At 43.0% G+C, this 14031-nt stretch carries 14 protein-coding genes; 3 read left to right on the top strand and 11 right to left on the bottom strand.

What is annotated here, in order from left to right; translation table 11 throughout:
• Together A7D14_RS04385 and A7D14_RS04380 are read left to right on the top strand one after the other, a co-directional pair.
• A partial coding sequence (locus A7D14_RS04385; protein WP_255307384.1) for a ClpP family protease occupies positions 1–541 on the top strand: 541 nt, incomplete at its 5' end.
• 274 nt (positions 542–815) lie between these two features.
• The gene (locus tag A7D14_RS04380; protein ID WP_067030524.1) at positions 816–2165 is read left to right on the top strand and encodes an FAD-dependent oxidoreductase; all 1350 of its coding nucleotides are present in this window, start codon (positions 816–818) and stop codon (positions 2163–2165) included.
• Between the two features lie 101 nt (positions 2166–2266).
• Here the strand turns inward: A7D14_RS04380 and A7D14_RS04375 are convergent, their stop codons facing one another.
• Complete coding sequence (locus A7D14_RS04375; protein WP_067030521.1) at positions 2267–3046, bottom strand: zinc ribbon domain-containing protein; 780 nt, start codon at positions 3044–3046, stop codon at positions 2267–2269.
• Positions 3047–3051: 5 nt separating this feature from the next.
• Positions 3052–4146 carry a Nif3-like dinuclear metal center hexameric protein gene (locus tag A7D14_RS04370; protein WP_067030518.1) on the bottom strand — a complete coding sequence of 365 codons (1095 nt, stop codon included), beginning with the start codon at positions 4144–4146 and terminating at the stop codon, positions 3052–3054.
• Positions 4147–4195: 49 nt separating this feature from the next.
• Here A7D14_RS04370 and lpxK point away from each other — a divergent pair, with 49 nt between their 5' ends.
• Positions 4196–5194 (top strand): tetraacyldisaccharide 4'-kinase, encoded by a 999-nt coding sequence (gene lpxK, locus A7D14_RS04365; protein WP_067030515.1) that lies wholly within the window; start codon positions 4196–4198, stop codon positions 5192–5194.
• Here the strand turns inward: lpxK and A7D14_RS04360 are convergent.
• The 9 genes from A7D14_RS04360 to A7D14_RS04320 all read right to left on the bottom strand — a co-directional run bounded on the left by A7D14_RS04360 (position 5191) and on the right by A7D14_RS04320 (position 14000).
• The gene (locus A7D14_RS04360) at positions 5191–7362 is read right to left on the bottom strand and encodes a response regulator (protein ID WP_067030512.1); all 2172 of its coding nucleotides are present in this window, start codon (positions 7360–7362) and stop codon (positions 5191–5193) included. The two genes, lpxK and A7D14_RS04360, sit on opposite strands and share 4 nt — an antisense overlap.
• A gap of 53 nt (positions 7363–7415) precedes the next feature.
• On the bottom strand, positions 7416–8426 hold the full coding sequence (gap, locus tag A7D14_RS04355; protein ID WP_067030509.1) for a type I glyceraldehyde-3-phosphate dehydrogenase: 1011 nt from the start codon (positions 8424–8426) through the stop codon (positions 7416–7418).
• 22 nt (positions 8427–8448) lie between these two features.
• The gene (gene lipA, locus A7D14_RS04350) at positions 8449–9324 is read right to left on the bottom strand and encodes a lipoyl synthase (protein ID WP_067030506.1); all 876 of its coding nucleotides are present in this window, start codon (positions 9322–9324) and stop codon (positions 8449–8451) included.
• 62 nt (positions 9325–9386) lie between these two features.
• Positions 9387–9947, bottom strand: a complete 561-nt coding sequence (locus A7D14_RS04345; RefSeq protein ID WP_067030503.1) for an RNA polymerase sigma factor — start codon at positions 9945–9947, stop codon at positions 9387–9389.
• 36 nt (positions 9948–9983) lie between these two features.
• Complete coding sequence (locus A7D14_RS04340) at positions 9984–10193, bottom strand: membrane or secreted protein (protein WP_067030500.1); 210 nt, start codon at positions 10191–10193, stop codon at positions 9984–9986.
• 76 nt (positions 10194–10269) lie between these two features.
• Positions 10270–11028 (bottom strand): anti-sigma factor, encoded by a 759-nt coding sequence (locus A7D14_RS04335; protein WP_067030497.1) that lies wholly within the window; start codon positions 11026–11028, stop codon positions 10270–10272.
• The gene (locus A7D14_RS04330) at positions 11025–11591 is read right to left on the bottom strand and encodes an RNA polymerase sigma factor (RefSeq protein WP_067030494.1); all 567 of its coding nucleotides are present in this window, start codon (positions 11589–11591) and stop codon (positions 11025–11027) included. The genes A7D14_RS04335 and A7D14_RS04330 overlap by 4 nt, the downstream gene beginning before the upstream one ends.
• A 199-nt stretch (positions 11592–11790) precedes the next feature.
• Complete coding sequence (gene murB, locus A7D14_RS04325) at positions 11791–12807, bottom strand: UDP-N-acetylmuramate dehydrogenase (protein WP_067030491.1); 1017 nt, start codon at positions 12805–12807, stop codon at positions 11791–11793.
• Positions 12804–14000, bottom strand: a complete 1197-nt coding sequence (locus tag A7D14_RS04320) for a pyridoxal phosphate-dependent aminotransferase (protein ID WP_067030488.1) — start codon at positions 13998–14000, stop codon at positions 12804–12806. The genes murB and A7D14_RS04320 overlap by 4 nt, the downstream gene beginning before the upstream one ends.
• Positions 14001–14031 lie beyond the last annotated feature (31 nt).

The raw sequence follows: 14031 nt of genomic DNA, 5'->3' as shown, positions 1-14031 counted from the left end.
AAAGAAAGTTAAGGTTCAAGAATTGATCCAAGAAAAATTGTTGGAAGATCGCAAAGTGTTTTTGTGGGGAATGGTTGATGATGATTCTGCAAAGCACGTTATAGATCGTTTGCTCTACTTAGATATGATAAATAACAAGGAAATTCAGTTGATCATCAATAGCCCAGGGGGGTATGTAACTTCTGGTTTTGCTATTTATGACACCATAAAACAGCTTAAAAGCCCCGTTTCAACGGTTTGTTCCGGTTTGGCGGCATCCATGGGGTCCATTCTTCTATCCGTTGGAAAGAAGGGGAGGCGATTTATCCAGCCCCATGCCCGGGTAATGATACACCAACCCAGTGGTGGTGCACGTGGCCAGGCCTCCAATATAGAGATTCAGGCCAAGGAAATTATCAAGACCAAGGAACTGGGCGCGCAAATTTTAGCGGATAACTGTGGCCAATCTTTTGAAAAGGTCATGAAGGATTTTGATCGGGATTATTGGATGGGTGCCGAAGAATCCGTGGAGTATGGCATAGTGGATGAAATCTTAAAATAAGAAATAGATTGTCTTAAAAAGGAAAAAAGTCCTTCGCAAGTTTTTGGGAAGGACTTTTTGCATATATATGGACGCCGAAGCGGAATATTCAATATATATACGTCAAGATGGATGCCAGAAGACCTTAAGGAAGTGTTAAAATGAAAAATAGCGGCCTACCTGCTGTTTGTCTTTTTTGTAACATATTGATTTTCTGCCTTGCTCCCTTAAAACAGTTTATGCCACCCAATTTCCGTATTTTTACAGCTTAATCGGAATTCGCCATTCGGCATTTATGACACAGACTTCTAAAAAAATAGCCATCATCGGTTCCGGATTGGTGGGTTCGCTTTTGGCCATTTATCTACGTAAAAGAGGACATTCGGTTACGGTTTTTGATCGTAGGCCCGATATTAGGACCATCAAATTTTCAGGCCGCTCCATTAACTTGGCCATGAGCAACAGGGGGTGGCGTTCCTTGCGAAAGGTGGGGTTGGAAGACCGTATCAAAGAAATTGCCCTTCCATTGGACAAGCGAGCGATGCACGTAAATGAAAAACCGGTCTATTTTCAAAAATATGGGAAGGAAGGAGAGGCCATTTGGTCCATTTCCCGGGGAATCCTCAATAAAAAAATGATTGATCTGGCCGAGGAAGCCGGAACTGTTTTCAGATTCAACGAAAAAGTGTGGGATGTAGATCTTCCCGAGGCCAAAATCTATACAGGGGAGTCAGAAAAAAGTGAGTGGAAAGAATATCAGTACGATATTATTTTTGGGTGTGATGGTGCTTTTTCCCGGGTGCGGCACAAAATGCAGCGGCGAAGCCGATTTGACTATTCCCAAGATTTCATCGATGTAGGGTATACGGAGCTGACCATTCCCGCCAATGAAGATGGCACCCATAAATTGGACAAAAACTCCTTTCATATTTGGCCAAGGGGCAAGTTCATGCTTATTGCCATGCCCAATATCGATGGAAGTTTCACCTGTACGCTGTTTTTGCCTTTTGAAGGAGAAATTTCCTTTGAAAGCATCACTACTGAAGATGAGGCCAGGAGCTTTTTTAGGACCTATTTCCCCAATGTGAAAAAGAACATTGAAAACCTATCCCAGGATTTTTTCAAAAATCCCACCAGTGCCATGGTCACCATGAAATGCTACCCATGGACCTATTGGGACAAGGTGGCTTTGGTGGGGGATTCCGCCCATGCCATAGTTCCGTTTTATGGGCAGGGCATGAACGCCGGTTTTGAAGATATTTATGTGTTGAATGAACTCATGGAGACCCATGGCGACGATTGGGAAACCATTTTTAGGCAATATCAGGAAAAGCGCAAACCCAATGCCGATGCCATCGCAGAATTGAGTTACCGCAATTTTGTGGAGATGAGCAGTAAAACCGCCGACCCTAAATTTCTGTTGCAAAAAAAGATTGAGAAATGGTTTTCCTCAAAGCACCCAGATAAATGGATTCCGGTGTACAGTAGGGTCACTTTTTCAGAGAGACCGTATGCTGAGGCATTGGCGATAGGGGACAGGCAGGAAGAAATCATGCAAGAGGTGTTGAAAATGCCGAATATTGCAGAAGAATGGGAAACCAAGGAAGTTGAAAACAAGATCCTGGAACTCTTGGAAGATAGTTAGAAATTTTTTTAGGCTCCCTTTGCCCATTTCAAAAATGACACAGAAGCGCAATAAAAAAAGCCACTTATAAAGTGGCTTTTTGTTTTATAGGGAAATGCAACTTAGAGTTTTGCAAACAAATCCTGCATTCTTTCTTGCTCTTCTTCTGCCAAAAGTGGGTCTACCAAGATTCTTCCACTGTGCTCATCCGTAATGATTTTTTTGCGGGAAGCGATTTCCACCTGAACTTGCGGTGGAATGGTGAAGAAAGAACCTCCGGAAGCACCCCGTTCCACGGGAACTACGGCCAAACCATTTTTAACATTGGTTCGGATTCTTTTGTAGGCCTGAACCAAACGGTCCTCGATTTTTTCCTCGTATTCCTCTGATTTTTTCAAAAGGGCCTTTTCCTCTTTTTCCGTTTCGGCAAGAATGGCATCCAATTCCCCTTTTTTGTGCTTCAAGTGACCTTCACGCTCCGATAGTTTTTCTTTGGTGTCAGCAATCACTTCTTTTTTCTGCTCAATCTGTGCCTTGAATTCTTTAATGTTCTTTTCAGCCAATTGAATTTCCAATTCCTGGAACTCCACTTCCTTGCTCAACGAGTTGAACTCCCGGCTGTTTCGTACATTCTTTTGTTGCTCGGCGTATTTTTTAATAAGCGTTTTGGATTCCTCAATGAGGTTTTTCTTGGCAGTGATCTCGAAATTGATGGTCTCCACATCCGTTTTTAGTTTGTCCAGACGGGTTTTTAGACCCAATACCTCATCTTCCAAGTCCTGTACTTCCAATGGGAGTTCTCCTCTTACATTGCGTATTTCATCGACCCTGGAATCAATGAGCTGAAGATCGTACAACGCTCTCAGTTTTTCTTCCACGGTGCTTTCTTTTTTGTTCGCCATATTATTTATAAATACTTGATGGGATTTGTTATACTCTCCGATAAAGAGACTGCAAAATTAGGAATTTTTTTTGTAAGATAATCAACCAATAAATCTTTTGTAAACTGCTCAGTTTCAAAGTGCCCAATATCGGCTAGCACAAGCTGGTTTTCGGCCTCAAAAAACTGGTGGTATTTAAGGTCCGAAGTAACGAAAATATCAGCCTGGGATTTTTTGGCTGCTGAAATGGCAAAGGCACCACTTCCGCCCAAAACAGCTACTTTTCTCACCTTTTTGCCAAGCAATTTGGAATGGCGGACCACCGATGCGTTCATTTTCTTCTTGACGAATTGCAAAAAATCAACCTCATCCATTTCAGTCTCCAGTGAGCCTACCATGCCCATACCTAAATCTTGGTTGCTATTTTCCAAGGAAGAGATTTCATAGGCCACCTCCTCATAGGAATGAGCATTGAAAAGGGCATTCAAAATTTGTTGTTCTTTTTCAAAAGAATAAATCACATTGATCTGCGTTTCTTTCTCCACATGGATCTCACCAATTTTTCCAACGCTGGGATTGGCTTCTTCACCAGCAATAAAACTCCCTTTGCCCTCCAAACTAAAGCTACAATTGCTGTATTTTCCAATCTCACCCGCTCCCGCACCAAAAAGGGCCGACTTTATGGTTTCTGATTCACCGTTAGGGGCGTAGGTGGTCAGTTTTCTAATGGTGCCTGCCCTGGGAATTAGAATTTGTGGATTTTTGATGCCCAAAACCTCACAAATCTTGGCATTGACCCCATTTTTGCTGTTGTCCAAGGCCGTGTGCATGCTGTAAATGGCAATGTTGTTGGCAATGGCTTTTAGCACCACTCGTTCCACATAATTGCTTCCTGTGAGCTTTTTGAGCCCTGAAAAGATGATGGGATGAAAACTGACGATGAGATTACATTTCTTTGCAATGGCTTCGTCCACAACGTTTTCCAGCGTGTCCAAAGTGACCAAAACGCCACTTACGGTCATGTTTTGGTCCCCTACCAATAATCCAACGTTGTCAAAATCCTCTGCATGTGCCAAAGGAGCCAACTCTTCCAGTACTTTTGTAATATCCTTTACGGTCATTTGGTGTTTCTTAAGTAGGCTAAAGATAAAATATTATATTTTCGTCCCCATGCTGCAATTGCTTCGCAAAATAGCGTTTCCGTTTTCTTTGGTCTATGCCTTGGTGGTGCATATACGGAACTTTTTCTATAACACCGGTGTAATGAAATCCAAATCGTACCAAACGCCAACAGTATGCGTGGGCAATTTAAGTGTTGGCGGTACAGGAAAAACCCCGATGATTGAATATCTGGTCCGGTTGCTCAAGGGACATAAAATTGCAGTGCTGAGCCGTGGGTATAAACGGAAATCCAAAGGATTTTTAGTGGCCGATACGAACAGTGATGTCTTGGATTTGGGCGATGAGCCCTACCAATTGCACCAAAAATTTCCTGAAATCACCGTGGCGGTGGATGCAGACCGAAGAAATGGGATTACCCAGTTGGAGAATACTGTAAAACCTGAAATAATCTTGTTGGATGATGCATTTCAGCATAGAAGGGTAAAGCCCGATTTTTCCATACTGCTGACGGCATACGGACAACTATATGCTGATGATTGGTACCTCCCCACCGGAAACCTGAGGGATGCTAAAAGGGAAGCTAAGCGCGCCAATATCATTATTGTCACCAAATGCCCGGTGTTATTATCGGAGGAAGAACAGAGAGCAATTATTGACAGGCTAAAGCCCTTACCGCACCAAAAGGTATTGTTTTCCAAATTGGAATATGATCAACTGCTTAAAGGTGGGAAAGTTGAAAATTTGGATTTTTCTGCAATTAAGGCGAAGAAAATGGCATTGGTTACGGGCATTGCATCACCAGAACCCTTGGTAAACTATTTAAAGTCTTTGGGGTTGGTGTTTACCCATTTTGCGTTTGGGGACCACCACAATTTCTCGGAAAAAGATGTGCAGCAATTCAAGGATCATGAGCTGATCTTGACCACTGAAAAGGATTATGTGCGCTTAAAGGGTATGGTGAAAAACCTGTTTTATGTGGAAATTGCCCATAGCTTTAGTGCTGAGGACAAAGTTTTTTTGGAAAAAACCATTAAAAGTCTGGTTTAGACCAAACCTTGCATTTTTCGCTTGAAGATATTTTCACCAATTTTTTGGTAGAACACCTCTGGTTTAAAGGGTTTGGTGACCACATCATTGCAGCCCGCTTTGTAAAAACTCTCCAAACTGTCATCCAAGGAAATTGCGGTCAACGCAATAATGGGGATATCTGGATCAAATTTTCGGATTTGGCGCGTGGCTTCCTCACCACTGATCCCTGGCATGTGGATGTCCATGAGGATGCAATCATACGTGTTTGCTTTGGCCATGTCAATGGCCTCGTTACCGTTGTTTGCAATGTCGCAGGTAATCTCTTTTTTGGTGAGCATTTTTTTGGTGATGACCTGGTTGATCTTGTTGTCTTCCACGATCAATATATGTAGTCCTTTAAAGTCAAATTCTTCAGGATTGAGTTCAAAGGCGATTTCATCAAGTGCTTTATCATCACATTTTAGATCCATTTCAAAGAAGAAGGAACTTCCATGGCCCAGTTCACTTTCCAAGTGAATGGTACTTCCAAAGAGCCCGAGCAAACTTTTTACTATGGTAAGGCCAAGGCCGGTACCACCATATTCGCGATTGATTTGGATGGAACCTTGCTCAAAACTGTCAAAGATGTTTTTCTGTTGGTCTTCGGAAATTCCAATACCGTTATCTCTGACCTCAAAATAGAGTTTTACTTGATCTTCTTCTTTTTTCAACAATTTGGCAATGACCTCCACTTTGCCATTTTTAGTGAATTTAAGCGCATTCCCCACAAGATTCATAAAGATTTGGGACAATTTGATAGGGTCACCAAGAAGCTGTTGGGGGATATTGGGGTCATAATCCAAAACGAGCTTGGATTTGTTCTCATTTGCATTTTGCTGCAAGGAATCCACAACATCGGCAAGCACTTTTTCCAGCTTGAACTCAATGCTCAGCGGTTCCAGTTTATCAGCATCTATTTTATTGATCTGAAGAATGTCATTGATGAAATTCAACAAATATTCCCCCGAAAACTTCAATGATTTCAGGTGTTCTTTTTGGTGCTCGGCCGGGTTTTCCTCCAACAACAGGTGTGTGAGCCCCGTTACCGCATATAAGGGGGTGCGAAGTTCATGGGTAACCGTAGAGAGGAAATTGGTCTTGGCCTCCATGGCGGAGACCGCAGAATCCCTGGCCAACTCCAGTTCCTTGTTCTTGGTGTACAACAGATCGTTGGTCTTAAGCTTGATTTGGTTGTTCCTGAAAAGGGATACGGCCAGCAAGGAGATTATGGTCAAAAATGCAGAGGTCAATATCGCAGTGATCTCTGAGCGGTTTTTGGATTCGCTCAGCTCCTCATTCTTGGCCGTGAGCTTGTTTATTTCGTTCATTTGGTGCTCAAACCGTATTTTGTCTGCGGTATTGGCGTCCAGTTTGGCCTTTTCTATGTTAAAGATGGAATCTTTTATCTTTTCCAGTGCCCTATTGTACTTTAGGGCTTCATTGTATTGGCCCTTGACCTCATAAATAGAGGACAACTCTTCGTTGGCTGCCCGTATTTCCTTGGCAAATCCATGCTTTTCTGCCAATTCCAGCGCTGCCTTTGAATGGACAATACCTTCTTCAGCATCGTTCATTTTGGTACTTATCCTGGCCAATTGGAGGTTTGCTTGAGTTGCCAGATAGGCCCTTTCCTTATCATCTGAATTTACAATAAGGGCATGGAGGTTTTTTATGGCATCGTCATATTTTTCGATGTTCGTGAAAATATAGGCTTCCAAAAGGAGGATGTTATTGCTGAGATTCCTGTTGTTGCTCAACATTCTTGATTCTTCCAATGATTTTAAGGATTGAAAGTTATTGCCCTCCTCAAAACGAAGTGCGGCATCCAAATACAGGTGAAAGGCTTGGCCGTATGAATAGGAAATGTCCTTTAGCAGAATACTGGCCCTGTCCCAATAAAAAATGGCGGTTTCCCTGTCACCTTCCTCCAGAAATAATCGGGCATATTGGTGATAGGTGTCCAGCAATAGCTTTACATCCTCATTGTTTTCTGCAATATTGGCGGCTTCATCCAAGGTTTCAAGGGCCTTGTCTATTTTGTTTTGATGCCTATACTCTGTGAATTTATCAAAGATGGCCTGTACTTTGGCCGTGGAACTGATATCGTTTTGGTTTTGACCAAAGAGAACTTGGGTGCATAGTAGCATGCACAGCAGAAACAGCGTCTTAGCACCAATCCATTTGTATAGTAAGTTCGAGGTCAAACGTAATTTTTCTTAATAAGCAAAGCTATTAAATCAACAATTCTGGAGCAATATCCAGTTTCATTGTCATACCATCCAATGATCTTCACCATTCTACCAATAACGGATGTCATCAAAGAATCAAACGTACAAGAATGATAACTATTGTTTATATCGATGGAAACAATGGGGTCTTCAGTATAAAAGAGTATGTTTTTCAATCCATTTTCAGCATACCTCTTAAAGGTAGCATTTATTTCTTCAATTGAGGTCTCCTTTTTAACATTAAAAGTGATGTCCGTAAGGGAACCATTGGGCACAGGAACCCGAATGCCACATCCTCCAATAACATCAGACAGTTCTGGGAAAATCTTTGTCAAAGCTTTTGCTGCTCCGGTTGTGGTGGGAATAATGGACTGTGCTGCCGCCCTGGACCTTCTTAGGTCGCGATGGGGGCCATCGTGCAGTCTTTGGTCCGAAGTATAGGAATGAATCGTGGTGATATAGGCCTGTTCAATCCCGCATAGTTCGTGTACCACTTTAATCATGGGAGCGGCATTGTTGGTGGTACAGGAAGCGTTGGAGATAATATCATCTTCTGCGTCGATAAGCCCTTCATTTACGCCTAAAACCACCATTTTTATGGATTCATCCTCCGGAGGTACGGAAAGAATCACTTTTTTGGCCCCATTTTTCAGGTGAAACTCCAAATCTTGCCTTGTTTTGAATTTTCCAGTGGCTTCCACTACAAGGTCAACGCCATGTGCTTTCCAGTCGATTTCTTTGGGATGCTGATGGTTGAGAACCCTGATTTTATTTCCATTTACCGTAATATGATTGCCATCGGAACCCACATCAGCAGTGAGTTGGCCATGGATACTGTCATATTTGAGGAGATGGGCCAAGGTCTTTGCATCGGCCAAATCGTTGATGGCCGCAACGGTGATATGGGGATGATTTTGTAGAAGTCTGAAAAGTGTCCTTCCAATTCGGCCAAAGCCATTTATGCCGATTACAATGTTTTTCATAATAGGGTGGGTAGGTCACGACCTAGTGTATATGTTTATGGGCCTTGTAGGATGATCGCACCAGCGCGCCACTTTCTACATGCCTGAAGCCCATTTCCAATCCAATTTCCTCATATTTTTTGAACTGTTCGGGCAATATGAACTCTTTTACGGGGAGGTGTTTTTTTGAAGGCTGCAAATACTGCCCAATGGTCACCACATCAACATCTACCTTTCTCAAGTCTTCCATGGTGGCAATGACCTCATCTTCCTCTTCACCCAAGCCCAACATAATCCCGGATTTGGTCCGATTGGCCCCATTTTTCTTCAAATAGTTCAATACTTCCAAGCTTCGGTCATATTTGGCCTGAATCCGGACTTCTCTCGTGAGCCTTCTAACGGTTTCCATATTATGGGAAATAACCTCGGGGGCCACTTCCAATATTCTATCCAAATGGGATTCAATTCCTTGAAAATCGGGAATTAGGGTTTCCATGGTGGTTTCTGGGTTCATTCTTCTGACGGCCTTAACGGTCTCGGCCCAGATGATGGAACCCATATCTTTTAAATCGTCCCTATCTACGGAAGTAAGCACGGCATGTTTAATGTTCATGATCTTAATGGAGCGCGCCACTTTTTCGGGCTCTGCCCAGTCCACGCTTTCCGGTCTTCCGGTTTTTACACCGCAGAATCCACAGGAACGGGTGCAAATGTTCCCCAAGATCATAAAGGTAGCAGTGCCCTCTCCCCAGCATTCGCCCATATTGGGGCAACTTCCCGAAGTGCAGATGGTATGTAGGTCATACTTGTCCACAAGGCCTCTCAATTGGGTATATTTCTTTCCTGTGGGGAGCTTTACCCTAAGCCATTTTGGTTTTCCTTTTGGTGGATGTACGTTTTCCGCTACGCTTGTGCTCATACAACAAAATTTGATTTACAAAGATACGAAACTGGGAAGGAAACTTGCACCGTGGGAACGGCTCACTTTTTTTTGATGATTTCGGCCAAAAGCTTTTTGGCACGCAAGAGCTTTACCTTGATATTGTTTACGGGTTCATTGAGTTCTTTGGCGATATCGGCATAGCTCAATTCGTTGAAATATCGGAGATTGATGACTTTTTGATAGTGGGGCTTTAATTTTTTGATGTCCTGCAATAAGTTGGCCAGGTTCTGCTCCGTGATCAGTCGGTCTTCCACGGACGGGGTTTCGTCTAATACTCGTTTTACCTCGTCTCCTTTGGACTCCATTTCATCCAAAAGACTACGCTTTCTTTTTCGGATGAGGTCTACATGCAGGTTTTTGGATATGGTAATGAGCCATGTCTTGAACTCATAGGTGTCATCATAGGTGTCTATCTTGTCAAAGGCTCTTGAAAAGGTGCGGATGGTGATGTCCTCAGCATCGTTTTCATTTTTGGTCCTCATCAACTGAAATCCATAAACATCGTTCCAAAAAGTGTCCAGTAGTGTGCTAAAGGCAATTTGATTGCCTTCTTTGGCCTTTTGAATGTTTTCCTTGATGGATTGCTCAGTTTTCTCCAAAAATGTGATTTTGCGGTATGGGTTGCAAAAGGAGGCTTACTGAAGTTCTGGCATGGTGTCTCTTTTGCATTCTTGCTCATCCGGCTGCTTTCCGCAGAAACCACAAGCTTCCCCTTCCTTGTTCAAGTAGGGATTTTGGCTTGCGCATGTCCCTGCAAACTTTCCGTCTTTTTTACCCCAGATTTTAATGGCTATTCCTGCAAATGCCAATGCCAATAGAGCAATGGTCAACAATACTAACTTCATATCCAACTTTTGTACAAAGGTACAAAATACCCAACTAAAGCGTTAGGATTTAGGGATACTTTAGGTGCTGGATGTCTTAAAAGTTGATGTTGGCCACAATATTTTCCACCGATGGAGAGGTGTTTCCACCTTCAGGTTCAATGGTGATGTAACCTACGGCCTTGTCCGCATAGGGTAGGGCAAGAAGTTTGTCCTTGTCATCAAATTCTTTGATGACACCCAAGTTTACCAGCTCTCCATTGACTTCTGCCCACATTTGAAAACATTTGTTCTCCGGTAGTTGGGGAACATTGCTCACATTGATGTACGACAGTTTTTTGACGGGGTTGATATAGGCGATGGCCTTGAGTTCCTTTCCTTCCCTTTCGCCTTTTACTTGATACTTTCGGGTGTCGGGGTTGTTAAGGACGATGAACTGGTTGCGCATGTCTTCCAGTTGGTCCTTCATATTGTCCTCCAAATACTTGATTTTGTTGGTGACCAGGGTATTTTCTTCTTGAAGGCTTTGGTTTTGGCTCCAGAAGAAATAGGAAGATCCGGCGAAGAGCATAATGGCCACACTGGCAGCAATGGCATATTTATAGAACCTTTTAAAGACGGCCTTTTCCTGTTTTGCGCTGGCAATAATGATTTCCTTGAGCCCTTCCGGGGTTTTCTTGGCATACAACTTGGCAAAATTCTCCAAATTATCTTGAAGTTCATTGTACGTATCCCTTACCTCAGGATACATGGCAATGTAACGTTCCGCCTGGAGCGTTTCCTCTTTTGAAGCATCTCCAACCAAATATTTTTCGAGTATGTCCGAATCCAAAAATGTTTTTACTTTTTCCTTCATGGCAATATGTTTAGCAATAGAAGTAAGGTCATGGTTGTACCGTAAATCTTTCCAAGTTCCCGTAGACCGATCTTCAACCTTGATTTGATGGTCCCCAGGGGAATGTCCAGTTCGTCACTTGCCTCTTGCTGCGTCATTCCTTCAAAAAATAGGGCTTCAAGAACAATTCTGTACTTTTCCTCTATTTTGTGCAGGTTTTCTTGGACATCCAGATGTTCGGGACTAATCCCACTCACTCCTAGGTTATATACGTCTGAAACGTCGATTTGGACTTCCTTGTCCGATTTATTATTTATACTTCTCAATTTATCGATGGCGGTATTCCGGGTAATCCGGAACAACCACGTAAAAAGTTTGGCCTTGGAAGCATCATAGGTATCGGCTTTTTTCCAGATTTTGATGAAACTTTCCTGAAGTACATCCTGGGCCAAATCTCCATCTTTTACTACTTTGTAGGCCACACCAAAGAGTGTATCCCCGTAGTTTTCATACAATAAGGATATGGCTTTATCGTCCTTCTCTGCCAGTAGTGAAACAATATGTCTCTCAATCAGTGTGCTCATTTAGGGTGCAATAGGGTAAAATTTTAAGGGGCTGAAATCTAAAATAGGGTTTATATCGTATATACAACAAAGCTAAGGTAGAAAAAGCTTTATTTACCGGCTTTGAAATTGAAAAGAAAGGGCGTTTAAGCTCATACGATATATATAATTTTGGTTAGTTTGGTTTGGTATAACCCCCGTTATTGTTTCAATGCGGGGGTTATTTTATGATGTTCACCTCAGGTTGAATTTTAATCTTAAACTTTTCAGCTACTTCTTTTTGTATCTGTTGGGCCAATTTCCATATTTCCATTCCCGTTGCGTTTCCATAATTTACGAGGACCAAGGCCTGTTTTTCATGCACGCCCGCATCCCCAAAGCGTTTTCCCTTGAAACCACATTGCTCAATAAGCCAACCTGCCGGAATTTTATACTGATCCCCATCCACCTCGTAGAAAGGAGCCCCAGGATGTTTTTTTATGAATTTGGCATAGGCCTTCTGTGAAATAACGGGGTTTTTAAAAAAACTTCCACTGTTGCCCAATTTTTTTGGGTCGGGCAATTTGCTCTGTCGGATGGCAATCACCGCATTGGAAATATCGCGTATGGTTGGGTGTACAATGCCCTTTTCCTTGAGCTCTGCTTCAATGGATCCATATCCGGTATGAAGGGTATGGTTCTTTTTCGTCAATTTTAGGTTTACCGATGTGATGATATATTTCCCCTTCGCCTCATTTTTAAAAATGGAATCGCGGTAGCCAAATTCACAAGCATCATGACCGAAGGCTACCAGCTCCCCAGTTTCCATTTCCATGGCGGAGCAACTCACAAAAACATCTTTGAGTTCCACCCCATAAGCTCCAATATTCTGAATCGGCGCGGTTCCCGTATTTCCGGGAATGAGCGAAAGGTTTTCCAAACCGCCATACCCCTTGTCCAAACTCCACAAAACCAGTTCATGCCAATTTTCACCGGCCATGACCTTAATTTCCACATCATCTTCATTTTCATCAACAATGCTGATGCCTTTCAGGTTGATGTGCATCACAAGAGCATCAATATCCTTGGTGAGCAGCATGTTACTTCCCCCACTGATGATAAATTTTTCGGGATAAGCCTCCAACTCAAGAATTTTCTGCAATTGGGCCAATCCGGTAATTTCCACAAAATACCGGGCCTTGACATCTATACCAAAGGTATTGTAGTGTTTTAAGGATATGTTTTCCTGTAGGTTCACTTGGTGGAATTGTACTGTATTAAGGCTTTGCCAAGAATCTGTACGGCCTTTACAAGTTGGTTTTTTTCCAGCACATAGGCAATCCTGATCTGGTTTTTTCCCAAACCGGGTGTGGCATAAAACCCTGCTGCCGGGGCAACCATTACGGTACTGCCATCAATTTCAAAATCTTCCAGGAGCCATTGGGCAAAATCATCGGCATCGTCAATGGGCAATTCCACCACACAATAAAATGCTCCCCGAGGAACGGCCACTTTTACCCCATCCAGTTTTTGGAGTTCTGAAACTAGGGTATCTCTTCTGGTTACGTATTCCTCAATAACATCATCAAAATAAGACTGAGGGGTTTCCAGAGCAGCTTCACTGGCAATCTGTGCGAATGTGGGAGGTGATAATCGTGCTTGGGCAAATTTCATCGCGGTCTGAATCACATCCCTATTTTTTGATACCAGGCATCCAATTCGTGCCCCGCACATGCTGTATCTTTTAGAAACCGAATCCACCACAATGGCATTGGCTTCAAGGCCTTTTTCCTGTAAAATGGAATAATGTTGTTGGCCATCATAGGTGAACTCCCTGTACACTTCATCCGAAATAAGGAACAAATCGTGTTTTTTGACCAATGCGGCCAGTTGCCGTATCTCCTCTTTTCGGTACAGGTACCCCGTGGGATTTCCGGGATTGCAGATGAGGATGGCCTTTGTTTTTGGACCGATCAATTTTTCAAAATCCGCAATGGGAGGAAGGGCAAAATTAGTATCAATGGATGAGGCAATCGGGACCACATTTACACCCGATGCGGTGGCAAACCCATTGTAATTGGCATAAAACGGCTCTGGGATGATGATCTCGTCATCAGCATCCATAATGGTGCCCATGGCAAAGGAAAGCGCCTCGGATCCGCCCGTGGTCACAATGATGTCATTTGCCGTAACATGAATGTCCTTTTTGGCGTAATACTGGGCAATTTTCTCCCGATATTCCTCGGAGCCCTCCGTCATACTGTACGCCAGCACCTCAATGTTGTGGTTTCTTACGGCATCCAATGCAACTTTTGGAGTCTTGATGTCGGGTTGCCCTATATTGAGGTGAATGACATTGACCCCCCTCTTTTTAGCATTTTCTGCATAGGGAACCAATTTGCGGATAGGAGAGGCTGGCATTTGTCTCCCCTTGTTGGAAATACGTGGCATGTACTAATTTTTAGGCAAAAATGGGAAAACC

Source organism: Allomuricauda sp. CP2A (assembly GCF_001683915.1).
Classification (GTDB): Bacteria; Bacteroidota; Bacteroidia; order Flavobacteriales; family Flavobacteriaceae; genus Flagellimonas.
The sequence above is the reverse complement of the archived record's forward strand: the minus strand, read 5'-3'. Positions and strand labels throughout refer to the sequence as shown.

Bases quoted from the DNA above. Each gene is read 5' to 3' on its own strand.
- A7D14_RS04375 (WP_067030521.1), bottom strand. From the start codon at position 3,046: ATGGCGAACAAAAAAGAAAGCACCGTGGAAGAAAAACTGAGAGCGTTG.
- A7D14_RS04320 (WP_067030488.1), bottom strand. From the start codon at position 14,000: ATGCCACGTATTTCCAACAAGGGGAGACAAATGCCAGCCTCTCCTATC.
- A7D14_RS04380 (WP_067030524.1), top strand. From the start codon at position 816: ATGACACAGACTTCTAAAAAAATAGCCATCATCGGTTCCGGATTGGTG.
- A7D14_RS04330 (WP_067030494.1), bottom strand. From the start codon at position 11,591: ATGAGCACACTGATTGAGAGACATATTGTTTCACTACTGGCAGAGAAG.
- A7D14_RS04335 (WP_067030497.1), bottom strand. From the start codon at position 11,028: ATGAAGGAAAAAGTAAAAACATTTTTGGATTCGGACATACTCGAAAAA.
- A7D14_RS04370 (WP_067030518.1), bottom strand. From the start codon at position 4,146: ATGACCGTAAAGGATATTACAAAAGTACTGGAAGAGTTGGCTCCTTTG.
- lpxK (WP_067030515.1), top strand. From the start codon at position 4,196: ATGCTGCAATTGCTTCGCAAAATAGCGTTTCCGTTTTCTTTGGTCTAT.
- A7D14_RS04340 (WP_067030500.1), bottom strand. From the start codon at position 10,193: ATGAAGTTAGTATTGTTGACCATTGCTCTATTGGCATTGGCATTTGCA.
- lipA (WP_067030506.1), bottom strand. From the start codon at position 9,324: ATGAGCACAAGCGTAGCGGAAAACGTACATCCACCAAAAGGAAAACCA.
- gap (WP_067030509.1), bottom strand. From the start codon at position 8,426: ATGAAAAACATTGTAATCGGCATAAATGGCTTTGGCCGAATTGGAAGG.
- A7D14_RS04360 (WP_067030512.1), bottom strand. From the start codon at position 7,362: ATGCTACTATGCACCCAAGTTCTCTTTGGTCAAAACCAAAACGATATC.